This is a genomic window from Mesorhizobium sp. M0676 (assembly GCF_040320535.1).
Classification (GTDB): Bacteria; Pseudomonadota; Alphaproteobacteria; order Rhizobiales; family Rhizobiaceae; genus Mesorhizobium.
Genome location: NZ_JAMYPU010000030.1, coordinates 1 through 22,504, shown reverse-complemented (window position 1 = coordinate 22,504; position 22,504 = coordinate 1). Strand labels below are relative to the sequence as shown.

Genomic DNA, 22,504 nt, shown 5'->3' with positions numbered 1-22,504 from the left:
CACGAAACAAAAACAGCCCGGGCGTTTATGCGCCCGGGCTGGTATTCACTTGCCTAAAGCCAGACCTTAGAACGAGCGCTGGAAGCGGAGCATGCCGCCGATGGCGTCGTCGCCATCAGTAATACCGGTCCAGTTGTGGTTCGTGCCAAGGGTATCGACCTCATCGATCTTGCCTGCATTGACGTAGTCAACTTCGGCAGTGATCGTGAACCCGGGAACGACGTCGTAGGCGATGTTGGCTGCGATGCCGAGGTTTTCACCTTCGTCATACGAAACCTGAGCGTTGAACGAGGTCTTCTCGTTGATGGTGTAGGTGCCACCACCCCAGACTGCCCAGTTGCCATCCCACGGCTTGTAGAAGCCGCGGCCGCCGGCCGGGAACGCGTAGCCCGTATCCGTCAGGTTGTCGTCGGTGCCGTAGCCGCCCATGATGAAGAGCGACAGGTTCTGCATCGGGGTGATGTCCAAACGAACCTTGCCGGAGACTTCTTCATAGTTGCTGTCGTAAGCGATGACGCCGGTGATGGCGCCCCAGCCCTGCGTGTACTTCAAGCCGCCGACGACATGCGGAACGTAGCTGTCGATCGTGCCCACGCCGTAGGAACCGGGAGTACCGCCGCCCGCGCCTTCTTCGAGCGAGATCACGGCCGAGAAGCCGTTGCCCGCATCGAAATAGTACTGGATGACGTTGGTGTCGAAATCGCCGTAGGGAACCAGCGTATCCTGAATGACGTTGCCGGCGTAGCCGATGAACGTGTTGAAGGCCGATTCGTCCTTACCGACGCGCAGGCCACCGAGCTGGATCCAGGCGAAGTTCAGCGAAACGGTGTCGCCGTTGCCAGCAGCATTGGGCGAGCCAAAGAGGGGGCCGGCTCCGTCCGGATCGAAGCCCGAATCACGGTTGTTGTTCTGGAAGTTGAAGCGGGTCTCGGTGTAGGTCTTCAAGGTGCCGAGCTCGGTTTCCTGGCCGGTCCAGGTCTTCAGCGAGAAACGGGCGTGCTTGAACCAGGTGTCGTTGCTGCCACCGTCCTCAACGTCGGCAGACGTCGCACCGTCGAACGAGCCGACGTCGCCGGCGCCGATATCGTAGCGGATATAGCCGCCGATGCGCAGGCAGGTTTCGGTGCCGGGGATGTAGAAGTAGCCCGAGCCGTAAACGTCGCAAATCTTGACGTATTCAGCCGGTTCCGGCTCGGCGACGACGACGGCGTCGGCGGCGCGCGCACCGGAAACTGCGATCAGGGCCGCAGCGGAGCCGAGAAGAAGGCTCTTAATGTTCATTTTCTGACCTCCAGTCAAAAGTTAAAAAACGGGTCTGGGTATTCTTTGCTGAAGGACAGCGTTCCCTGCCCCATCCCCACTACCGAAAAAGATGCGCACCGCGCCGCTCCTTCGAAATTGACATTACCCATGAGGCGGCGGCGTTCAACCATGATCGTACCGGCAAAAGGGCTGTGCGGGTGCTATCCCCCGGCGTTGTTGCACAAATGACACGATTTGGCCTCAGTCAGAAAGCTCTCATTAACTATCGAAGGGCCCGGAAGCCTTGTCCAGCGCGCCGCATTGCGGCCGAATCCGGCGATCGCCGGCCGGAATTGCGGCGCTGCTGCCGACTCGCCGGCCAGGGAGCGGCCGCAGATTCGCCGCATGCAAAAGGCGGCGCTGCGGCCAAATCCGGAATTTTCAGAGATAATGGCGCCGGCTTGTTGATTGTGCCCGCGCTTTTCTTTATCCAGCGGCGCAACGGAGAGGTGGCCGAGTGGTCGAAGGCGCTCCCCTGCTAAGGGAGTAGAGGTCAAAAGCTTCTCGTGGGTTCGAATCCCATCCTCTCCGCCATCCTGCTTCGCTCTTCGAGCTTCGCAGGACAAACCCAACCCTCAGCGCGAAGCAGGATGGCGGAGAGGATGCCCTCCGAAGCCTTGGCGTAGGAGGGCCGGACCGTGTGGCGTGCTACGTGCCGCACAGCGTAAGCCCAAAGCATCCCTTGCAAAATTCGATTGGCAGTCCTGCTTCGCTCTTCGAGCTTCGCAGGACAAACCCAACCCTCAGCGCGAAGCAGGATGGCGGAGAGGATGCCCTCCGAAGCCTTGGCGTAGGAGGGCCGGACCGTGTGGCGTGCTACGTGCCGCACAGCGTAAGCCCAAAGCATCCCTTGCAAAATTCGATTGGCAGTCCTGCTTCGCTCTTCGAGCTTCGCAGGACAAACCCAACCCTCAGCGCGAAGCAGGATGGCGGAGAGGATGCCCTCCGAAGCCCCGGCAAAGGAGAGCAGCTCATGTGGTATGTGTATCTCCTGGAGAGTGCGGCTGCCGAAGGCGAACGCTATATCAGCATAACGACGGACCTGAAACGACGGCTTGTCGAGCACAATGCGGGGAAATCCAGCCATACATCCAAGTTTCTGCCGTGGCGGATCGTCACCTATATGGCCTTTTCGAACCAGGCCAAGGCAGCTTCATTCGAGCGCTATCTCAAATCCGGTTCAGGGCATGCTTTCGCAAACAAGCGCCTGTGGTGATGGCCGCATCACCCGCAGCAAAGTCCATTTTTCAATAAACCTCAACAATAACAACTGATTACAGCGAAAACGCCTGTCGCCGGCTTCACTATCTTGTTCGATTCTGACTGGAGGTCAGAAAATGAACATTAAGAGCCTTCTCCTCGGCTCCGCTGCGGCCTTGATCGCAGTTTCCGGTGCGCGCGCCGCCGACGCCGTCGTCGTCGCCGAGCCGGAACCGGCTGAATACGTCAAGATCTGCGACGTCTACGGCGCCGGCTACTTCTACATTCCCGGCACCGAAACCTGCCTGCGCATTGGCGGCTATGTCCGTTACGACATCGGTGCCGGCGACGTCGGCTCGTTCGACGGTGCGAGGTCCTTCGACCATAAGGATGGCGACGAGCAGGATACCTTCTACAAGAACGCCCGTTTCACGCTGAAGACCTGGACCGGCCAGGAAACCGAACTCGGCACCTTGAAGACCTACACCGAGACCCGCTTCAACTTCGGCAACCGCAACGGCTACCCCTCGGCAGACGATCCGACGACCGAAGCAGACGAGTTCAACTCCAACCCTGCCGGCAACAAGAACGTTTCGCTGAACTTCGCCTGGATCCAGCTCGGTGGTCTGCGCGTCGGTAAAGACGAATCGGCCTTCGACACGTTCATCGGCTACGCCGGCAACGTCCTTCAGGATACGCTCGTTCCCTACGGCGACTTCGACACCAACGTCGTCCAGTACTACTTCGATGCGGGCAACGGCTTCTCGGCCGTCGTCTCTCTCGAAGAAGGCTCGGGCTTCGACACCATCGACAGCTACGTTCCGCATGTCGTCGGCGGCGTGAAGTACACGCAGGGCTGGGGCGCCATCACCGGCGTCGTCGCTTATGACAGCAACTATGAAGAAGTCGCCGGCAAGGTTCGGTTGGACATCACCCCGATGCAGAACCTGTCGCTGTTCATCATGGGCGGCTACGGCACCGACGACAATTTGACGGACTCGAGCTATGCGATCGACGCCGGCGGCCGCGGCTTCTACAAGCAGTGGGGCGGCAACTGGGCATTCTGGGGTGGCGGCACCTACACCATCAACGAGAAGACCTCGTTCAACGCCCAGGTCTCGTATGACGAATGGAAGAATCTCGGCGTCGCCGCCAACATCGCCTACGACGTTGTTCCCGGCTTCACGGTCACGGCCGAAGTCGACTACCTCAACGCAGGCAAGTTCGACGACGCCAACTTCTCCAACTTCACCAACGCCGACAAGAAGAGCAGCATTGGCGGCCTGCTGCGCTTCCAGCGCTCGTTCTAACAGGCTCTGACTGGCTCAAAATCGAACCCGGCGGGCAACCGCCGGGTTTTTCTTTTTGAAGCATCCGTCGCCATAGTCATTGGCTGCAGTTTGAAGCATCCGTCGCCATAGTCATTGGCTGCAGTGCTGGCCTTCAAAAGGTTGCCGCCTACCGGCAGTCAGGTCGTAGAGCGTGGCCACCCGCGCCGATTTCATCCCGGGCGTCATGGCCGCTATTTCCAGCCGCGCCAGAACTTGCGCCGTCCTATCGGGCACGCTAGCAAGAAGGCCCCTCTTCTCGTCGTGAGCCTTTGCCATGCGCCAGCGCCCTGCCCTCACGCCGCTTGTCGGCGCACTCCCCTCGACGGTGCCGTTTGTCGGCCCGGAGGCGCAGGAGCGCGAGCGCGGCCGCGCGTTTCGCGCCCGCATCGGCGCCAATGAGAGCAGTTTCGGGCCTTCACCGCGCGTTATCGCCCGCATGGAGAGCGTCGCGCGTGACCAGTGGATGTATTGCGATCCCGACAATTACGATCTGAAGCAGGCCACCGCCCGCCATCTCGGGGTCGGCGCCGAAAACGTCGTGGTCGGCGAAGGCATAGACGGGCTGCTCAGCCTGGTGGCGCGCATGTATGTCGCGCCGGGCGACGCAGTGGTCACCTCGCTCGGCGCCTATCCGACCTTCAACTTCCACATTGCCGGCGTCGGCGGCCGGCTGGTCACGGTGCCTTACGAGAACGACAAGGAAAGCCTGGACGGCCTGCTCAAGGCAGTCATCAAGGAGAAGGCGCCGCTGGTCTATCTCTCCAATCCGGACAATCCGATGGGCAGCTGGTGGGAAGCAGGAGATATCACCCGCTTCGTCGAAGCGTTGCCGGAAACCACCATGCTGGTGCTCGACGAGGCCTATGGCGAATTGGGGCCGGCCTCGGCGCTGCCGCCGATCGATGTCGCGCGGCCCAACGTCATCCGCATGCGCACCTTCTCCAAGGCATACGGGCTGGCCGGCATTCGCTGCGGCTATGCGGTGGCCGAGGCTGAGGTGATCCGCGATTTCGAGAAGATCCGCAACCATTACGGCGTCAGCCGCATGGCGCAGATCGCCGGCGTCGAGGCGCTGGCCGACCAAGACTGGCTGCACAGCGTGGTGGCGCGAGTCGCTGCCGGACGCACACGTATAGCCGGGATTGCCGAGACGAACGGGCTGAAGCCGCTGCCATCGGCGACCAATTTCGTCACCATCGATTGCGGCAAGGACGGCGCCTTCGCGCTGAAAGTGCTGCAAAATCTTTTGTCGCGCGACGTGTTCATTCGCAAACCGATGGCGCCAGGGCTCGACCGTTGCATAAGGGTCAGCGTCGGCCTCGATCATGAGCTCGACATCTTTGCCGAGGAACTGCCCGGCGCGCTCGCCGCTGCGCGGGGAAATTAGCCCGGCCGATTGCCGTCGCGACACGGCCTGCCAATGCCGCCAAAGGCCAAGACAGAACCAGCCGGGCCCCCGGCTTCCGTCGATCCAACAACAATCCAACCGTTCAAGGCTGTTGCTTTCGTCCGATCCCGCGCCAGTTCTTGAGCATGGGAGATAACGACCGGCAAAAGGCGGTGCAGGCGCGCATGCATGGTAAGGTGCAAGGCGTCGGCTACCGGATGTGGGCGCGACGCGAAGCGATAAGGCTTGGCCTCGTAGGTTGGGTACGCAATGAACGAGACGGCACGGTGACGGCCTCGATTGCCGGTGCCGATGCTGCGGTTTCCACAATGATCGAACGGCTCCGGCAAGGGCCAAGGGGAGCTTCGGTTTCGAGGGTCGAGATCGAAGAATTCGAACTCCTCGACGCGCCCATCGACTTTCGGATCATTGTCTAGACGGAACCACTTTATTGCCGCTTGAATTAATTGAACGTTCGTTTTATTACTAAATACCGGGAGACTATCATGGCACGCACAACGGGATCCGACGGCGAAAAAACTGAAGCGGCCGTCCGCGAGGCAGCGGTCAGCCTGATCGCCCGCTTCGGCTATGAGGCGACGTCGATGCGGCAGCTTGCCGCCGAGGTCGGCGTCCAGGCGGCCGCGCTCTACCGCTATTTTCCGACCAAGGAAGACCTGCTGTTCACGCTGATGCGCGAACATATGGAAGGGCTGATCGAAGCGTGGGACGCCGCACGCCCCGACGCTGCCGATCCGGCAACGCGGCTTGCCGCCTATGTCGAAAACCACATCGCTTTCCACATCGAGCGCCGCCACTCCACCCATGTCTCGAACATGGAATTGCGCAGCCTGTCACATGACCGGCTGACGCAGATCCTTCGCATGCGCACCGCCTATGAGAAGGAGTTGCGCGCCATCCTGCGCGACGGCGCGGAGGCCGGCGCCTTCAGTGTCGATGACACCGGGCTCACTGCCATGGCGCTGATCCAGATGATGACCGGCGTCATCGTCTGGTTCCGGCCGGGCGAGCGGCTGTCGATGGCTGAAGTCACGGCGACATATCTTTCAATGACAATGCGCCTGGTTGGCGCGAACATAGACGGCAAGACTTACAGCGCCGCGCGTCCCTTCGGACGCGCAAATGACGCTGTAGCATTTTGATTTCGCGCATGATCCTTTCCGAAAATCAAAGTTGATTTCGGGGTCATGCGGCAGGAGGGAACGGCATGTACACGAACACACTCAGCTTCGGGCATGACGAGGACATCGAGGCGCTGCGCGATCTGGTGCGCCGCTTTGCCCAGGAGAAAATAGCGCCGATCGCCGCCGAGATCGACCGCAGCAACCAGTTCCCCGCGCATCTGTGGAAAGAACTCGGCGCGCTCGGCCTGCTTGGAATCACCGCCGATCCCGATTTCGGCGGTAGCGGCATGGGCTACCTCGCCCATGTCATTGCGGTGGAAGAGATTTCGCGCGCCTCGGGCTCGGTCGGCCTTTCCTACGGCGCCCATTCGAACCTCTGCGTCAACCAGATCAACCGCTGGGCGACACCTGCGCAGAAGGAGAAATTCCTGCCGGCATTGTGCTCGGGCGAAAGGGCAGGTGCGCTGGCCATGTCGGAATCGGGCGCCGGCTCCGACGTCGTCTCGCTCAAGCTGCGCGCCGAAAAGCGCAACGACCGCTATGTGCTCAACGGCTCGAAAATGTGGATCACCAACGGCCCCGACGCTGAAACGCTGGTGGTCTACGCCAAGACCGATCCGGAGCGGAAATCGCACGGCATCACCGCCTTCATCGTCGAAAAGACCATGGCCGGCTTCTCGGCATCGCCAAAGCTCGACAAGCTCGGCATGCGCGGCTCCAACACCGGCGAACTGGTGTTCGACAATGTCGAGGTGCCCTATGACAATGTGCTGCATGAGGAGGGCCGCGGCGTCGAGGTCCTGATGTCGGGCCTCGACTACGAGCGCACCGTGCTCGCCGGCGGCCCGCTCGGGCTGATGGCGGCGAGCCTCGACGTTGCCGTCCCCTATGTGCATGAGCGCAAGCAGTTCGGCCAGCCGATCGGCGAGTTCCAACTGGTGCAGGGCAAGCTCGCCGACATGTATTCGACGATGAACGCCGCGCGCGCTTACGTTTATGCCGTCGCGGCTGCCTGCGATCGCGGCCAGACGACACGCAAGGATGCCGCCGGCTGCGTGCTGTTTGCCGCCGAGAAGGCGACGCTGATGGCGCTCGACGCCATCCAGCTGCTTGGCGGCAACGGCTATACCAACGAGTATCCGACCGGCCGGCTGTTGCGCGACGCCAAGCTCTACGAAATCGGCGCCGGCACCAGCGAGATTCGACGCTGGCTGATCGGGCGCGAGATCATGGCGGAAGGGGTGTGAGCGATTTCAATGCCTGGTTTGCCAAAATACCTTGGAGTATTAGCACGGACTATCGTCGCATTGATCCCATTGTCTGGATTCGCGAATGCCGCCTCTTCAGATATGCCGCAATTTCGAGACGTTGCAGCACTGCGGGTTGAAGTCATTTCCCGCCTGAAGGCTGACAGCCGAGTCAAGCAAGCAATTCCCAACCCCGCCGATCCGGCGCGTCTTGACGTAACCAGGGTCGGTTCTACCGGCAAGGATATTCATCTTCAGGTGGACGTTACGAACCTGCTAGGCCGCATTCGCGACCTGCCGGCGGGAGAGGCGGAAACCGAAATCGAACGTTTTCTAACCACGCTCGTGCTCAGCGATAGCGAAAGCGGCTTCCAGGCCGATCTACTGATTGCCAACATTCGACCGCGCGAACATCTCGACGCTTTCAAAGGCGATGGCACAGAGCCCGACAAAGGACCGGCGTTTGAAACCTTGGCGGGTGACGTCGTGATCCTTTACCAAATCGACAATGAGGACTCGCTCGCCAGCGTCCGGCTTGACGATGTTGGAGACCGCTCACTCGCACAGCTTCGCCAGCTTGCTCTGGAAAACATCAACAAGCAGATTACGAAGGTCAAGCAGGAGCGTATCCTCGACGGGATATCGATCTTCACCGTCGAAGGGGATGAGGCCATCTCACCCGCTCTCCTCCTGACCGAAAAATTCTGGGCCACGCTTGGACCGCAATTCCCCAACGGCGTTTTCATAGCCATTCCAAAACGCGATGCCATCGTCGTTGTAGACAAGCGGCTTCCCAATGCGGTTCAGTTTGCTCGCTCATTTGTCGACAAGGTTTTCAAGACCGAACCTGATCTTCTCTCCGAGTACATTTTCGAGCGCCGTGACGGCAAGCTGCAAGTCGTGGCAGAGCAATAGGAACCGATGTGGCCGTACTCCAAACCCAGATCTCGCCCTCCTCCGAAACCTACCTCGCCAATGCCGAGCGCATGCGGGCGCTGGTTGCCGACATTGCGGACAAGGCGGCAACCGTCGAGCGCGGTGGCTCGGAGGAGGCGCGCGAGCGTCATGTTTCGCGCGGCAAGCTGTTGCCGCGCGAGCGGCTGGCGCAATTGCTCGACACCGGCTCGCCTTTCCTCGAGATCGGCCAGTTCGCGGCATGGTCCATGTATGGCGAGGAGATTTCCTCGGCCGGCATCATCGCCGGCGTCGGCCGTGTCGAAGGGACCGAGGTGATGGTCGTGGTCAACGACGCCACGGTGAAGGGCGGCACCTATTATCCGCTCACGGTGAAGAAGCATTTGCGCGCGCAGGAGATCGCGCTGCAAAACAATCTGCCTTGCGTCTATCTGGTCGACAGCGGCGGCGCCAACCTGCCCAACCAGGACGAGGTGTTTCCCGACCGCGAGCATTTCGGCCGCATCTTCTACAACCAGGCCAACATGTCGGCGGCCGGCATTCCGCAGATCGCCTGCGTCATGGGCTCATGTACTGCGGGCGGCGCCTATGTGCCGGCAATGTCGGACGAGACGATCATGGTGCGCAACCAGGCGACCATTTTTCTCGGCGGCCCGCCTCTGGTGAAGGCGGCTACGGGCGAAGATGTCAGCGCCGAGGAGCTTGGCGGCGCCGACGTGCACACCAGGCTGTCCGGTGTCGCCGACCACTATGCGCTGGACGACGAACATGCGCTCGCGATTTGCCGGCGCATCGTCAAGAACCTCAACCGGCGCAAGACCGTAAGCCTGAGCTTACAGGAACCCGCGCCGCCGCTTCACGATCCGCGTGAACTCTATGGCATCGTGCCGACGGATTTGCGCCAGCCCTATGATGTGCGCGAGGTGATCGCGCGCGTCGTCGACGGCTCCGAGTTCGACGAGTTCAAGCAGAATTACGGCACCACGCTGGTCACCGGCTTTGCCCATCTTCAGGGCATGCCGGTCGGCATCATCGCCAATAATGGCGTGCTGTTTTCCGAAAGTGCTGTCAAGGGCGCGCATTTCATCGAACTGTGCTGCCAGCGCAAGATCCCGCTGATCTTCCTGCAGAACATCACCGGCTTCATGGTCGGGCGGAAATACGAGGCCGGCGGCATCGCCAAGGACGGCGCCAAGCTGGTGATGGCGGTCGCCACCGCTCGCGTGCCGAAGGTGACCATGATCATCGGCGGCTCGTTCGGCGCCGGCAATTACGGCATGTGCGGACGCGCCTACTCGCCGCGGTTCCTGTGGATGTGGCCGAACGCGCGCATTTCGGTGATGGGCGGCGAACAGGCGGCGACCGTGCTGGCGGTGGTCAAGCGCGAGGGCATCGAGCGCAAGGGCGGTGAGTGGAGCGCGGACGAGGAAGCGAAATTCAAGAAGCCGATCCTGATGAAATACGAGCATGAGGGCCACCCGCTCTACTCCTCGGCGCGGCTGTGGGACGACGGCATCATCGACCCGGCGAAAACGCGCGAGGTGCTGGCGCTCAGCCTGTCGGCCGCGCTCAACGCCGGAATCGAGGAAACGAAGTTCGGCGTGTTCAGGATGTGAGATGAGCAAGTTCGGCGAACGGATACATGTCCACACCGGCGACATCACCAGGCTTGCGGTCGATGCCATCGTCAACGCCGCCAATTCCTCGCTGCTGGGCGGCGGCGGCGTCGACGGCGCCATTCACCGGGCGGCCGGCCCGGAGCTCGAATTCGAATGCCGGATGCTGAACGGCTGCAAGGTCGGCGAAGCAAAGCTTACCAAGGGCTACAGGCTGCCGGCACGTTACATCATCCACACGGTCGGACCTGTCTGGCAAGGCGGCGGCAAAGGCGAAGCCGGACTGCTCGCCTCCTGCTATATCCGATCGCTCGAAATCGCCGCCGCCAGGGATTGCCGGACCGTGGCATTTCCGGCGATCTCCACCGGCATGTACCGCTATCCGAAAAATGAGGCGACGCAGATCGCCGTTGGCATCGCAGGTACCTTCGTCGGACAGAACTCAACGCCCGAAACAGTTATTTTCTGCTGCTTCGACGAGCCAATAGCTCAACTATACCGACAAGCCGTTGCTGCCCTTGGAGGATGCTAGTCTGCATGGATAAGATGGTTCCTCCACCTACGCAAAAGCAATTTTCGGTGAGCAGGCTGGCGGCACTGGAGAATAGACGCTATTGTTCATCCCACATTGGGCAACGGGGATGGGGTAAAGATGAGGCCGAAATATTCGGGAAAAACGACTGCGTCGGTACTTGCAGTCTTGCTTATATTTTCGGTACCCGGCGTTGGCGCCGCGGCATCGCTGGCGGGAAGCAAAGGCGACATCCATTTCTATCCGTATTTGCCGAAAAGCCCGAAAGACCAGTGCACCATGGCTTACAACGCCTATGTGGCCGCCGGCGGCCATTCGGCCTATGCGACCACGCCCTATGCCCGGATCCGTTCGTTGTACATCATCTGCGGCTCGGGCTTGAATGCACCGTCACAGAAGGCTGCCGAAGAACGGGCGATGAAATCCTGCGAGTCCGCCCGCAGCCATTACAAGGTCATTACAGGGGCTGGCTGCGAAGTTGCGGCATCGAAGTAGGCCGACAAGCATCGGCTTGGGCATTTTTCAAATGGGCGGCGCAAGATGAAATCGACACGCATCAAACGAATTACTGTATCGATGCTTGCCGGCCTGCTCGTATTTACGGCACCCGGTATCGGGGCGGCTGGATCGCTGGCGGGCAGCAAGGGGGACACCCGATTCTGGCCTCCGTTGTCACTGAATCCAAAGGAGCCCTGCACGAAGTCGTACAACGCCTATGTCGCGGCGAGTGGCCACTCGGCCTACGCGACCACATTCTACTCGCGCGTCGACGATCTTTACATCATCTGCGGTGCGCGGCTGAACGCGCCATCTCAGAAGGCCGCGGAAGAGTTGGCGTTGCGAAGCTGTCAGGTTGGCCTGAAAAAGTGGAAGGTTCAGACCGCGAGCGGCGGCTGCAAAATCGCGGCTTCGAAATAGGCTCATTCCTGCCAGACCGGCGCCGCCCGAGACAAACCCGGGAGGCTCCATGTTCGCCAAGATCCTGATCGCCAATCGCGGCGAGATCGCCTGCCGGGTGATACGCACGGCCAGGAAGATGGGGGTGCGCACCGTTGCCGTCTATTCCGACGCGGACGCCAAGGCTCTGCATGTCGAAATGGCCGACGAGGCGGTGCATATCGGCGCTTCGCCCGTCGGTGAAAGCTATCTGCGCGGCGACAGGATTGTTGCGGCGGCGCTGGCGACCGGCGCCGAAGCAATTCACCCCGGCTATGGCTTCCTCTCGGAAAACCCCGATTTCGTCGACCAGGTGGTGGCGGCAGGGCTCACCTTCATCGGCCCGTCGGCCGCCTCGATCCGCGCCATGGGGCTGAAGGACGCGGCCAAGCGGCTGATGGAAAAGGCCGGCGTGCCGGTGGTGCCGGGCTATCATGGCGAGGCGCAGGAGATCGTGCTGCTGGCGTCCAAGGCGCGTGAGATCGGCTATCCCGTTCTGATCAAGGCGCGCGCCGGCGGTGGCGGCAAGGGCATGCGCCGGGTCGAACATCCCGACGATTTCTCCGAGGCGCTGTCGGGCGCACGGCGCGAGGCCAAGGCCGCGTTCGGCGACGACCGCGTGCTGGTCGAAAAATATGTCGACAAGCCGCGCCACATCGAGGTCCAGGTATTCGGCGACAATTTTGGCAATGCCGTGCATCTCTACGAGCGCGACTGCTCGGCGCAGCGCCGCCACCAAAAGGTGATCGAGGAAGCGCCGGCGCCCGGCATGACGCTGGCGCTGCGCGAGGCGATGACGGAAGCGGCGGTCAAGGCCGCCAAGGCGATCAGCTATTCCGGCGCCGGCACCATCGAATTCATCGTCGATGCCTCGCAAGGGCTGAAGGCCGACCGCTTCTGGTTCATGGAAATGAACACCCGCCTGCAGGTCGAGCATCCCGTCACCGAAATGGTCACCGGCACCGACCTGGTCGAGTGGCAGTTGCGGGTAGCCGCCGGCGAAAAGCTGCCGAACACGCAGAGCGAAATCACGCTTTCCGGCCACGCCTTCGAGGCGCGCATCTATGCCGAGGACGCGGCGAAAGGGTTTCTGCCGGCGACCGGCACGCTGCATCACCTGGCGTTTCCCGACAACGCGCCCGAAGGCGCCAGCATGCGCATCGAGACCGGCGTGCGGGCCGGCGATGCGATCTCGCCCTTCTACGATCCGATGATTGCCAAGCTGGTCGTCCACGCCAAGGACAGGCAGGCGGCGCTCGATGCGCTCGGCACTGCGTTGTCGCAGACCGAGATTGCCGGCTCGACCGTCAACACCGCCTTTCTCGCGGCACTTGCCGCGGACGCCGATTTTTCGGCCGGTGATGTCGATACCGGCCTGATCGGCAGGCATCAGGAAGCGCTGACCGCGGTCGCCCCGCCGAGCTGCGGGATCGTTGCCGCGGCAGCCCTTGCAGCGGCCGGGGCCGGTGCCTTGCCGCCGTCGAACGATCCGTGGTCGTCGCTTGCCGGCTATGCGCATTTCCACAGCGTTGCGCGCCGCACGCGCCTGCGCCATGGCGAGGACGATATACTGGCGCGTGTTTCAGTGCGGCCGGACGGGCGCTTCGAGGTGGCGCTGGACGCGCCCTATGACCGCGTCAATTCGCATGATCTTCGCGCCGCCCCTCGCCTTGCCCGCTGGCCAGGCCACGTCACCGTGTTCGAAGGCGCGGTCGGCTACAGTTTCCTCGTCCCGGATCCGCTGGCGCGCACCGACGAGACTGCCGCCGCTTCCGGCAGCCTGCGCGCGCCGATGCCGGGCGTGGTCAAGCTGGTGCGCGCGGCAAAGGGCGAAAGGGTGATCAAGGGCCAGCCGCTACTGATCCTGGAAGCGATGAAGATGGAGCACACGATCGCGGCCAGCCATGACGGCGTGATCGCCGAGATCGCCACCGAGGGCGCGCAGGTCACCGACGGAACGGTGCTGGTGCGCTTCGTTGAAGAGGCTGCATAGCCGGCTGGAGGCTTGAATGAAAAATGGCCGGGACAAGCCCGGCCATTGCCATGAGTACGCGGCCGCTTACTGCGCGATCGGTGCGTATTTGCCGTCGTGCCACTGGTTGATGTCGTAGCTGGCGTTCTTCAGATCGCCCTTCTCGTCGAAGGTCACGTCGCCGACCACGGTGCTGAACGGCGTGCCGTTCTTCAGCGCTTCGGCTACCTTGACCGGATCGTCCGTTCCGGCGCGCTTGACGCCCTCTGCAAACGCCTGAACGACGGCGTAGGAGAACAGCGTAAAGCCTTCCGGCACGAAGCCGCCCGCCTTGATCTTGGCGATGGCCTCCTTGGCTTCCGGCTTGGCCTGCGGGTCCGACGGGAAGACGAACAGGGTGCCTTCACCGGCGGGGCCGGCGACCTGCCAGAATTCCGGCGAGGCGATCGAGTCCGGCATGATCAGCTGGAACTTGACGCTCTGCTCGGCCGACTGACGCAGGATAAGCCCGGCTTCCGGGTGATAGCCGCCGAAATAGACAACGTCGGCCTTGAGGTCCTTCAGCTTGGTGACGAGAGCCGAATAATCCTTCTCGCCGGCATTGATGCCTTCATAGTCGATCTCCTTGAGGCCACCGGCATTCATCGTCGCCTTCACGGCATCGGCAACGCCCTGACCGTAGGCGCTCTTGTCATGCAGGATAACGACATTCTTGCCGGCATATTTCTTGGCGATCCACGGGCCAATGAAGGCGCCCTGCGCGTCGTCACGCGTATAGAGACGCATGATCGTCGGCCAGCCGGCCTTGGCGGCGGCATCGGTCAGCTCGGGATTTGAAGAGGCCGGGCTCATCATCAGCGCGCCGGCCTCGGCGTAGACGGCGGAAGCCGGGATGCTCGAACCTGAACAAGCATGGCCGTCAATAAACTTGACGCTGTTGGCAACGATCCGGTTGGCCACCGAAACCGCCTGCTTGGGATCGCACTGGTCGTCCTCGATGTCGAGCTTGATCATCGAGCCGTTGACACCGCCGGCGGCGTTGATCGCGTCGGCGGCTGCCGTTGCGCCCTGCTTGAACTGGTCGCCGATCGTGGCGAGCTGTCCGGTCATCGGGCCGACCACCGAAATGGTGATGTCATCGGCAAAGGCAACCGGCGCGCTCATCATCAGGCCAAATACGGCCGCGCTCAAAATACCCATTTTTTTCATGGTGATAGAACTCCTCCCACACTCGCGCAGCCGCTCTGGCCGCGCTTCTTTCCGAAGGCGGGACAATTTCATCCTTCATTGGGCCTGTCTAGGCGCATCGGCGCCGCTCGATTGGGCCTCATCAACGCAAAAAGCCACGCCAGCCTGTTCCGGCCGGTCGTGGCTTTTTGCTCGTAGCAGTCCCCATGCGCCCCCGCGCCACGAAAACCTGCCCGCCGTCCCCATTGTGCACGACTGGACCGTGCCCGCCTGCCGCGTTCTTGTTCTTTCATGGTCGGCCGTCTTGTCGCGGCCTTGTCGTTTCACCGGTTCCGACCGTCTTTGCGGTCTTGATCCCGGGGCTTCCCTGTTTTCGATAATCTGCCTGCGATAATCTGCTCGCGATCTCAGTGCATCGTCATCCATTCGCGGGCTTCGCGCAGCGCCTTGGCGATCTCGACCTTGGACATTGCGGCCGACAGTTCCGAGCGCAGTTCCGCGGCGCGGACCGAGCCCTTGATGGCGGCGATGTTGAACCATTTGTGGGCGGCAACGACATCGGTCTCGCAATCGCGGCCGGTCGCATACATCATGCCCAGTTCGAAAAGAATGTCGGCCTGGGCAGTTGCCCCCATGGCGCCGAAGCCGGCTTCAAGCATTTCAAAACGTGCCATTTTAGTCCCCTGTCTGGCTCCCGAGAGCGGGCCTCTTCTGTCCCCCGGTGTTCCCTGGGGAGCCGCTCTTTCGATGCTTCCGAGAATGAGGCCGAGCCTTGAATCCGTCGTTAAATGGCGTGCTTAATTTGGAGAAAACAAAGCTAAAACAAGAGGTAAACGCGGAAATTCGTTAAGGATACAAAGTCAGCAATCCCGCCGTTTCTCGACCGATTTGACGAAAATTTGCAAGGCGCCGATCAACACTCTGCTAACCACGCGAACCAAAGCCAACGCCTCGATCGTTTCATTTCCACGGGCTGCACTCTCCCGACCCTGCATGAAAATTGCGAAACCTTCCGTCGCGGCACGCTTTTGTTTTGCCGGGAGCTGGATTAGCTTACGTTTGCGTAAGGGGCAGAGAGGCGGCTGCCCCATCTAAACCAGGGAGGACAGATATGTTTCGCAAAGTGAGCTTGGCCCTGGCGGCCGCCGTGATGATGGCTGGTGCGGCTTGGGCCGATCCGATCGAAGGCAATTGGAAGACACAAGCCGGCGACACAGCAGCTATCGGCGGCAGCGGTTCATTCTCCATAACCCTGAAGACCGGCAAATATGCCGGGAAGACCATCGGTTCGCTCAAGGCGGCCGGGGCCAACAAATATGCCGGCAACATCACCGATCCGGCAAACGACAAGACCTATTCGGGCAAGGCAACACTGTCGGGCACCTCGCTCAAAATGAGCGGCTGCGTGCTCGGCGGGCTGATCTGCAAGAGCCAGACCTGGACTAGACAGTAACTCTACAGACTGGTACCTCGGCGTCTCCAAGGCACAACGGAGACGCCCACCATGCTGCACCCCCACAATCTCAAAGGACGCCAAGCGATCTCTTACGCTCGCTGGTCCTCGGGAAAGCAGTCGCAGGGCGATAGCCTCGCCCGGCAGGTCAGCAATGCCGAGAAGTTCTGCACCCAGCACGGCCTAACGTTAGATCGCGAGCGCCAGTTGGTGGACGATGGCGTCTCGGCCTTCAAAGGCGCAAACCTAGAGGCATCTCTTGGTGCCTTCGTTGCCGATGTCCGGTCTGGGAAGATACCGAATGATGTGGTCCTCATTGTTGAGAACATAGACCGCATCACCCGCGTTAAGCCCACCAGAGCAATCCGCTACTTCCTCGATCTCTTGGACACCGGTCTAACGCTGGTGACCTTGACGGACCAGCGCGTCCACACCAGCGAGGGATACGACGACAACTTCGCTGGTCTCATGATGTCACTCATGGCGATGCAAGCCGCCCACGAGTACAGCGCCAAGCTGTCTTACCGCGTCCAAGAGGCATGGAAGCGCAAGGCTGAGAAGGCGCGAGCGGGACGCATCAAGCTAGCCAAGGTTCCTTTCTGGATCGACCATGAGACCCAACAGTTGAACGACCGTGCCGATGACGCCCGGCTCCTGTTCGATTTGACCAAGCAGGGTCTCGGGCAACTGGCCATTACACGGACGTTGAACGCCAAGGGCATCTCAAGTCCCTCGGGCGGCACGTGGTCTCAGGCGGTCGTTGGCGAGACGCTGCGCAACCCTGCGGCTTATGGGACGCTTGTGCTTCGAGGCGAGGAGGTGCCGGGCTACTTCCCCGCCCTGATCACCGAGAGCGAATGGCTGGCCTCACGCCAGCGGACCAAGGCGCGACAGCACAGCCGACAGGTGGGCAACACAGCGAACCTGTTCAGCCGCATGGTCTACTGCGCAGGGTGCGGCTCCTCAATGGCTGTGACCTCTGTCAAACGTGGTGGTCGGTCCTTCGGATACCTGACATGCACAGGCAAGATGTCCAAGCGGACGGACTGCCGGGCACCAACCTGGCGGTACGACGATTTCGAGCGAGAGATGGTCAGCCGCGTCGGCTTCTTGGCCGTTCCTATACCGCAGGAACCCGAGGCCCTCGACGGCCCCGTGAAGGCTACAGAGGACATCTTGGCTACCCTCGAAGCCAAGCGGGCCAACGTCCTAGCTGGTGTTGCCGACGCCTCCTCGGCTGACGTCATCCGGCTGTTGACTACACAGGCCGATGGCATCTCGCGTGAGATCGCATTGAAGCGCCGGGAACTCGAAAAGCTACGCGAGAACAGCGCGAGGCTTCGTGAGACCGAGGCTGCTGTAGACGACTTCGTGGCGGATCAAGAGGAGATGGAGCGGCTGGCCCGAGAGGACCGGAAGTCTGCGCAAGGGCTCCTTGGTGACTTGATTGAACGCATAGAGCTTGAGAGCGACAGCAAGACGCTCAGGCGAGCCCTTGTCACCATGCGGAATGGCTACAGCCAAACCATAGTTTTCGACAGCACCGGCGAGCCCGGATGATTAGGGACCCATACAGCATACACCCATCCCCTGAGATTAGGTCCCCATATAGAGGGAAGAAAGCTCATCGGTAATTAGGGCCTCATATTGGGGGAACGAAGCACCCCACCTGTCCTCAGGGTCCCATCCATTAATTACCCACCCATATCGGGGGAAGTAAGCACCTTGACGCTTCCTCCGCGACAATGAATCTCTTGGGGTTCGCTGCTTTCCAGCAGCTAAGTGCGGCTACCTTTCCTTCGGAGTGGTTGCACGCCCCCCGCTCCTGCGATTAGGTCGTCATATTGAGATAGGCGAAGCTCCTGCCCGAACGTTCGCGCGTCAAAATTCTCGAGTTGACGCCAAGGGCGCCGGGCAGCGAAACCTGATGCCCGAGCGGTTCGCCCGCTGCCACTCTGTCGGCGAACCCTCGACCTTTCGAGACGGCAGGAAATCATAGCGTTTCCTTGACTCTCCTCGGCCCCCTGTAGCGCCACGGCGTGATACTGCCTCTCCTATACCAGCCCAACATCCGTGCCTCTCCCGAGAGCCCTCGTGGCCCCGCTGGGACGCGCCGCAGCCACTACCACATACCGACGAAAGGCATTCCCCAGCATGACCATGCACAGTCTTCCCACGCCCGGACTCAAGGATTGGATCGAGCAACACAAATCGGCAGCCGCTGCCCGCGGCGGTCGGGCATTCACCGCCACAGAGGTGATCGCCGAGAGCGTCCGCTGCAAAGCCGAGATCAGTCGGCCCTTCCTTGCTCGCGGAGAAATTCTCAACCCCATCACTGGCGAGATCGTCACCGGCTGTCTGTCACTCTCGAACGCGCTCGGCCGCCTTCGGGGACGTCACGGCAGCGATACGACCGTCCGCAAGCTCATTCCCACGCTGGAACGTGCGGGGCTAACCGAACGGCGCCTTGCCTGGCGGATGGTCCCCATGTTGACCGACCCGACCGCTACCAAACCGGAGTATCGACATGACGCAGTGGCCACCAGGGCAGCGACGGCCGACGGCCTCCTCATATCCATTCACTATGGACAGAACCACGAGAGGTGGGTCAGGACCTTGGTGACCCCAGAGGGATTGGCGCTTCTCGCCCGGCTGCAGAAGACGCCAACGGGTTCCGTTAGGAAGCCCAAGGCTCAGGATATCGTGAGGGCATTGCTGGCCGAGGGGAGGACGCAGGCCGAGGTCGTTCGACTGACTGCCATGTCCAAGCAGACGGTCTCATACCATGCAAGGTCTATTAGCAAGGTCTAAGTCAAAGAAAACGGTCGTCGCTATACTATAGACGGGAGGTAACTTGGGCTCCTTCCAGACTCCATCGAGAAGACAACTGGCGGCTATGTCGGCAGACCCATGGATGAGACGGCTTTGCCGTTCATGGGATAACCGACCGTGCTGCCAGCTTCGCTTGGCGGGAGACAAGATTGATAGTCATCATCGATTATCATCTTTTTTGTCTCACCTGAGCCATGGCTTCAGGACCGTCAGGCTGCTCCATCGGCACGGGCAAGCCCTCTCTCCGATTGCCTACCTGACGATAACCTGAAGTTGGTCACTCGATGGCCAACACGCCCGCCGTCCTTGCTCCCACCTTTTTTGTTGAATGGTATGACAGTGACGCCTGGACGCACTCACGTCTATTGCGATCGCTTCATCAATCTCACAGAGCCATTCTGCTCCCGCTTGGCGACCGCAATCAGGATATTGGAAATCGTCTCCTCATCGAGCTCCAAAGAAAGGTGAAAGTCCGTTTGCCCGTCATGTTTATCAAGCGCTTGGGTATCGTTGTTTGATCCAGTAGCCGACAACGAGAGCCTGCCGTCATATCATTCCATCTCGGAAAGCCGCAGTGTGCCCTCATGGGTCATCCCTCGGTTCTCGTCCTTTTTCCGAGAACTGCTCAAGCTGAACTTTATCAAACGCCCCTCCCATGTGGCGACCTTCGCTGGACCATAGTACACGATGGTGAGCGAACACGCCTGCCGCATTGCCATTTCGTCACCTGTCGGCTTTAGTCTCGGCGAACTGATTTGGGGGCACCACAGTTGAACCAGCAGGCACTTTCGGCATTCATCTGGTCCGTCGCGGACCTTCTGCGGGGCGATTACAAGCAGGCCGACTACGGCAAGGTCATCCTGCCCTTCACCGTGCTGCGTCGTCTGGATTGTGTGCTGGAGCCGACCAAGGAAGCCGTGCTGGCTGAACATGCCGCGAAGACCGCACTCGGCATGAACCCGGAGCCCTTCCTGCTGCGCAAGGCTGGGCAGACCTTCTACAACACCTCGAAGCTCGACATGCGCAAGCTGATGGGCGATCAGGACAATATCGCCCAGAACCTGTTCGCTTACGTTCAGGCCTTTTCGCAGGACGTGCGCGACATCTTCGAGCGCTTCGAGTTCGCCATCCAGGTCGACCGGCTGGCCAAGGCCGGGCTCCTATACCAGGTCACTGAGAAATTTGCCCGCATCGACCTCCATCCCGGCAAGGTCGACAACCACCAGATGGGCCTGATCTTCGAGGAGCTGATCCGCAAGTTCTCCGAACTCTCCAACGAGACCGCCGGTGAGCATTTCACGCCGCGCGAGGTTATCCGGCTGATGGTCAACCTGCTATTCGTCGAAGACGACGACATCCTGTCGAAGCCCGGGGTGGTGCGCACGATCTACGATCCGACTGCTGGCACTGGCGGGATGCTCTCGGTCGCCGGTGAGCATCTCGTCGAGCACAACGACAAGGCCTCTCTGGTCATGTACGGGCAGGAGTTGAACCCGGAGGCCTACGCAATCTGCAAGGCCGACATGCTCATCAAGGGGCAGGATGTCGCCAACATCGTCTTCGGCAATACCCTGTCCGACGATGGCCACACGCACGAGAAGTTCGACTACATGCTGTCCAATCCACCCTTCGGTGTCGAATGGAAGAAGGTCGAGAAGGAGGTTCGCCGCGAGGCGGAGCAGCAAGGCTTTAATGGCCGTTTCGGCCCGGGCCTGCCGAGGGTCTCCGACGGGTCCCTGCTGTTCCTCATGCACCTCCTCTCTAAAATGCGGCCTGCGGTCGATGGCGGAAGCCGGTTCGGCATCGTGCTGAACGGCTCGCCCTTGTTCACCGGCGGGGCTGGGAGCGGCGAAAGCGAGATCAGGCGCTATGTGCTGGAGAACGATCTGGTCGAGGCCATCGTCGCCCTGCCCACCGACATGTTCTACAACACCGGCATTTCCACCTATGTCTGGGTTCTGTCCAACCGCAAGCCAGCCCACCGCAAGGGCAAGGTGCAACTCGTCGATGCTTCGAGCTTCTGGCGCAAGATGCGCAAGAGCCTCGGCTCCAAGCGCAAGGAGATGGGCGACGACGACATAGCCACGGTCACCAGACTGTTCGGCGGCTTCGACGCGGCCCAGGTCGGGACCGTGCTGGACGCAGATGGCAAGGAGGTGGCGCGGCAGGTGGTGCTGGAGGGCGAGCAGCCCCCGGCGGCTCCCGAGGGTGGCAAGGTCAGGCTCGCACCGCTGTCGCTGATCTTCCCGAACGAGGCCTTCGGTTATCGCACGATAACCGTTGAGCGCCCCCTGCGTGACCAGAAGGGCCGCATCGTCCTTGGCGAGCGCGGCAAGAACAGGGGTAAGCCGCAGGCCGACAGTGCCCTTAGGGACACCGAGAACGTGCCGCTCTGCGACGACGTTGACGACTTTTTCCGGCGCGAGGTCCTGCCTCATGCGGAGGATGCATGGATCGACCATGAGAAGACCAAGGTCGGTTATGAGATCCCCTTCAACCGGCACTTCTACGTCTTCGAGCCGCCGCGCCCGCTGGCCGATATCGATGCGGACCTCAAGCAGGTGACCGACCGCATCCTGACGATGATCGGGGAGTTGTCCGCATGACCGGCGAGAAACTGAGAGAGGCGATCAGGGCGTTGCTGACGAGCCATCCGGCCATTTCCGTTTCGTCCAATGGCCATGCGACACATGCCGAGCGCTATGTCGCGTCCAACGGTGCGCCGCTCGGATTTGAGCCTGCTCGGATCAAGCACCAGAACCTGTGGGTTCGCGCCGACAGCGTCCGGGCCAGCCGCCTGAGCGACATCATCAGCGAGCCTTACGACCATTCGACGTTCGCCATGAGCAAACCAAACCACAATCTCTTTGGTGAGCCAGCGTTCAAGGACACCGATCTGATCTGCTTCAAGCTTACGGACTTGTGGCAGGCGGTGCGGATCATCACAGAGGTCGCGGGGTTGGGTGTCGGAAAATGACGCACCATAGCACCTACTTCTCTGCTGTGTGGGAGGACATGCGGCTTCGTTTCGTGCTTCGGCTCAACCCGAGCAAGGCAGAGCTTGGCGGTCTCTCCGAAGACGAAGAAGTTTCATTCCTTCCAATGGAAGCGATTGGAGAAGACGGCTCAGTCCGACTTGAGGCCACACGTCGACTTGGCGACGTCCAGTCTGGCTATAGCTACTTTCGGGACGGCGATGTCGTTGTCGCGAAGATCACGCCATGCTTCGAGAACGGCAAGGGAGCCCTGATGCAGCGCCTTCTCGGTGGGGTTGGCTTTGGCACCACTGAGTTGATCGTTGCTCGCCCACGCCAGGAACGCTTGGTTGCCGAGTTCCTGAATTGGCTATTTCAATCCGCAGAGTTCCGAGGCCTCGGTGAGGGGGCAATGTACGGTGCGGGTGGCCAGAAGCGTGTGCCCGACGACTTCGTGCGGGACTTCCGATTGG

21 protein-coding genes and 1 tRNA gene are annotated in these 22,504 nt (G+C 61.1%); 19 read left to right on the top strand and 3 right to left on the bottom strand.

The genetic code is table 11. The features are described 5' to 3' along the window. Positions 1 to 66: 66 nt before the first annotated feature. Positions 67 to 1,281, bottom strand: coding sequence for a porin (locus NKI35_RS25810; protein ID WP_023731410.1), 1,215 nt, complete (start codon positions 1,279 to 1,281; stop codon positions 67 to 69). 464 nt (positions 1,282 to 1,745) lie between these two features. On the opposite strand from NKI35_RS25810, the gene NKI35_RS25805 reads away from it, so the two are divergent. The 13 genes from NKI35_RS25805 to NKI35_RS25745 all read left to right on the top strand — a co-directional run bounded on the left by NKI35_RS25805 (position 1,746) and on the right by NKI35_RS25745 (position 13,604). Beyond that, positions 1,746 to 1,836: transfer RNA gene (locus NKI35_RS25805), tRNA-Ser, on the top strand. 439 nt (positions 1,837 to 2,275) lie between these two features. Further along, positions 2,276 to 2,518 carry a GIY-YIG nuclease family protein gene (locus NKI35_RS25800; RefSeq protein WP_352521909.1) on the top strand — a complete coding sequence of 81 codons (243 nt, stop codon included), beginning with the start codon at positions 2,276 to 2,278 and terminating at the stop codon, positions 2,516 to 2,518. A gap of 121 nt (positions 2,519 to 2,639) precedes the next feature. Beyond that, positions 2,640 to 3,812, top strand: a complete 1,173-nt coding sequence (locus NKI35_RS25795) for a porin (RefSeq protein WP_023684506.1) — start codon at positions 2,640 to 2,642, stop codon at positions 3,810 to 3,812. 295 nt (positions 3,813 to 4,107) lie between these two features. Continuing rightward, positions 4,108 to 5,220 carry a pyridoxal phosphate-dependent aminotransferase gene (locus NKI35_RS25790; protein ID WP_352741775.1) on the top strand — a complete coding sequence of 371 codons (1,113 nt, stop codon included), beginning with the start codon at positions 4,108 to 4,110 and terminating at the stop codon, positions 5,218 to 5,220. A gap of 146 nt (positions 5,221 to 5,366) precedes the next feature. Further along, positions 5,367 to 5,657 (top strand): acylphosphatase, encoded by a 291-nt coding sequence (locus NKI35_RS25785; RefSeq protein WP_023732008.1) that lies wholly within the window; start codon positions 5,367 to 5,369, stop codon positions 5,655 to 5,657. A gap of 69 nt (positions 5,658 to 5,726) precedes the next feature. Beyond that, positions 5,727 to 6,383 (top strand): TetR/AcrR family transcriptional regulator, encoded by a 657-nt coding sequence (locus tag NKI35_RS25780; RefSeq protein ID WP_023735525.1) that lies wholly within the window; start codon positions 5,727 to 5,729, stop codon positions 6,381 to 6,383. A 65-nt stretch (positions 6,384 to 6,448) separates the two neighbouring features. Beyond that, positions 6,449 to 7,612 (top strand): isovaleryl-CoA dehydrogenase, encoded by a 1,164-nt coding sequence (locus NKI35_RS25775; protein WP_023735526.1) that lies wholly within the window; start codon positions 6,449 to 6,451, stop codon positions 7,610 to 7,612. 9 nt (positions 7,613 to 7,621) lie between these two features. Beyond that, on the top strand, positions 7,622 to 8,527 hold the full coding sequence (locus NKI35_RS25770; RefSeq protein ID WP_352741774.1) for a hypothetical protein: 906 nt from the start codon (positions 7,622 to 7,624) through the stop codon (positions 8,525 to 8,527). An 8-nt stretch (positions 8,528 to 8,535) separates the two neighbouring features. Then, positions 8,536 to 10,143, top strand: coding sequence for a carboxyl transferase domain-containing protein (locus tag NKI35_RS25765; RefSeq protein WP_352741773.1), 1,608 nt, complete (start codon positions 8,536 to 8,538; stop codon positions 10,141 to 10,143). A 1-nt stretch (position 10,144) separates the two neighbouring features. Beyond that, positions 10,145 to 10,675 (top strand): O-acetyl-ADP-ribose deacetylase, encoded by a 531-nt coding sequence (locus NKI35_RS25760; RefSeq protein ID WP_352741772.1) that lies wholly within the window; start codon positions 10,145 to 10,147, stop codon positions 10,673 to 10,675. Between the two features lie 120 nt (positions 10,676 to 10,795). Beyond that, on the top strand, positions 10,796 to 11,170 hold the full coding sequence (locus NKI35_RS25755) for a hypothetical protein (RefSeq protein WP_352514210.1): 375 nt from the start codon (positions 10,796 to 10,798) through the stop codon (positions 11,168 to 11,170). Between the two features lie 45 nt (positions 11,171 to 11,215). After that, complete coding sequence (locus NKI35_RS25750; RefSeq protein ID WP_023684512.1) at positions 11,216 to 11,593, top strand: hypothetical protein; 378 nt, start codon at positions 11,216 to 11,218, stop codon at positions 11,591 to 11,593. A gap of 49 nt (positions 11,594 to 11,642) precedes the next feature. Next, entirely contained in the window at positions 11,643 to 13,604 is a 1,962-nt protein-coding gene (locus NKI35_RS25745; protein WP_352741771.1) for an acetyl/propionyl/methylcrotonyl-CoA carboxylase subunit alpha, read from the top strand. Positions 13,605 to 13,670: 66 nt separating this feature from the next. Here the strand turns inward: NKI35_RS25745 and NKI35_RS25740 are convergent, their stop codons facing one another. Beyond that, entirely contained in the window at positions 13,671 to 14,792 is a 1,122-nt protein-coding gene (locus NKI35_RS25740) for an ABC transporter substrate-binding protein (RefSeq protein ID WP_023670204.1), read from the bottom strand. 386 nt (positions 14,793 to 15,178) lie between these two features. Further along, the gene (locus NKI35_RS25735; RefSeq protein ID WP_006199745.1) at positions 15,179 to 15,445 is read right to left on the bottom strand and encodes an SEL1-like repeat protein; all 267 of its coding nucleotides are present in this window, start codon (positions 15,443 to 15,445) and stop codon (positions 15,179 to 15,181) included. 437 nt (positions 15,446 to 15,882) lie between these two features. Here NKI35_RS25735 and NKI35_RS25730 point away from each other — a divergent pair, with 437 nt between their 5' ends. The 6 genes from NKI35_RS25730 to NKI35_RS25705 all read left to right on the top strand — a co-directional run. Then, positions 15,883 to 16,224: a DUF2147 domain-containing protein gene (locus NKI35_RS25730; RefSeq protein ID WP_352741770.1), complete on the top strand. Its 342-nt coding sequence runs from the start codon at positions 15,883 to 15,885 to the stop codon at positions 16,222 to 16,224. 51 nt (positions 16,225 to 16,275) lie between these two features. Beyond that, positions 16,276 to 17,784 carry a recombinase family protein gene (locus tag NKI35_RS25725; RefSeq protein WP_352443851.1) on the top strand — a complete coding sequence of 503 codons (1,509 nt, stop codon included), beginning with the start codon at positions 16,276 to 16,278 and terminating at the stop codon, positions 17,782 to 17,784. 594 nt (positions 17,785 to 18,378) lie between these two features. Next, positions 18,379 to 19,035: a hypothetical protein gene (locus tag NKI35_RS25720; protein ID WP_352443852.1), complete on the top strand. Its 657-nt coding sequence runs from the start codon at positions 18,379 to 18,381 to the stop codon at positions 19,033 to 19,035. Positions 19,036 to 19,826: 791 nt separating this feature from the next. Beyond that, positions 19,827 to 21,662, top strand: a complete 1,836-nt coding sequence (locus NKI35_RS25715) for a type I restriction-modification system subunit M (protein WP_352741769.1) — start codon at positions 19,827 to 19,829, stop codon at positions 21,660 to 21,662. Next, entirely contained in the window at positions 21,659 to 22,033 is a 375-nt protein-coding gene (locus tag NKI35_RS25710; RefSeq protein ID WP_352443854.1) for a hypothetical protein, read from the top strand. The genes NKI35_RS25715 and NKI35_RS25710 overlap by 4 nt, the downstream gene beginning before the upstream one ends. Continuing rightward, a partial coding sequence (locus NKI35_RS25705; protein ID WP_502897173.1) for a restriction endonuclease subunit S occupies positions 22,030 to 22,504 on the top strand: 475 nt, incomplete at its 3' end. The genes NKI35_RS25710 and NKI35_RS25705, both read left to right, overlap by 4 nt.

Bases quoted from the DNA above. Each gene is read 5' to 3' on its own strand.
- NKI35_RS25810 (WP_023731410.1), bottom strand. From the start codon at position 1,281: ATGAACATTAAGAGCCTTCTTCTCGGCTCCGCTGCGGCCCTGATCGCA.
- NKI35_RS25735 (WP_006199745.1), bottom strand. From the start codon at position 15,445: ATGGCACGTTTTGAAATGCTTGAAGCCGGCTTCGGCGCCATGGGGGCA.
- NKI35_RS25785 (WP_023732008.1), top strand. From the start codon at position 5,367: ATGGGAGATAACGACCGGCAAAAGGCGGTGCAGGCGCGCATGCATGGT.
- NKI35_RS25800 (WP_352521909.1), top strand. From the start codon at position 2,276: ATGTGGTATGTGTATCTCCTGGAGAGTGCGGCTGCCGAAGGCGAACGC.
- NKI35_RS25740 (WP_023670204.1), bottom strand. From the start codon at position 14,792: ATGAAAAAAATGGGTATTTTGAGCGCGGCCGTATTTGGCCTGATGATG.
- NKI35_RS25745 (WP_352741771.1), top strand. From the start codon at position 11,643: ATGTTCGCCAAGATCCTGATCGCCAATCGCGGCGAGATCGCCTGCCGG.
- NKI35_RS25780 (WP_023735525.1), top strand. From the start codon at position 5,727: ATGGCACGCACAACGGGATCCGACGGCGAAAAAACTGAAGCGGCCGTC.
- NKI35_RS25730 (WP_352741770.1), top strand. From the start codon at position 15,883: ATGTTTCGCAAAGTGAGCTTGGCCCTGGCGGCCGCCGTGATGATGGCT.
- NKI35_RS25795 (WP_023684506.1), top strand. From the start codon at position 2,640: ATGAACATTAAGAGCCTTCTCCTCGGCTCCGCTGCGGCCTTGATCGCA.
- NKI35_RS25755 (WP_352514210.1), top strand. From the start codon at position 10,796: ATGAGGCCGAAATATTCGGGAAAAACGACTGCGTCGGTACTTGCAGTC.
- NKI35_RS25775 (WP_023735526.1), top strand. From the start codon at position 6,449: ATGTACACGAACACACTCAGCTTCGGGCATGACGAGGACATCGAGGCG.
- NKI35_RS25750 (WP_023684512.1), top strand. From the start codon at position 11,216: ATGAAATCGACACGCATCAAACGAATTACTGTATCGATGCTTGCCGGC.
- NKI35_RS25725 (WP_352443851.1), top strand. From the start codon at position 16,276: ATGCTGCACCCCCACAATCTCAAAGGACGCCAAGCGATCTCTTACGCT.
- NKI35_RS25710 (WP_352443854.1), top strand. From the start codon at position 21,659: ATGACCGGCGAGAAACTGAGAGAGGCGATCAGGGCGTTGCTGACGAGC.
- NKI35_RS25720 (WP_352443852.1), top strand. From the start codon at position 18,379: ATGACCATGCACAGTCTTCCCACGCCCGGACTCAAGGATTGGATCGAG.
- NKI35_RS25760 (WP_352741772.1), top strand. From the start codon at position 10,145: ATGAGCAAGTTCGGCGAACGGATACATGTCCACACCGGCGACATCACC.
- NKI35_RS25790 (WP_352741775.1), top strand. From the start codon at position 4,108: ATGCGCCAGCGCCCTGCCCTCACGCCGCTTGTCGGCGCACTCCCCTCG.
- NKI35_RS25770 (WP_352741774.1), top strand. From the start codon at position 7,622: ATGCCTGGTTTGCCAAAATACCTTGGAGTATTAGCACGGACTATCGTC.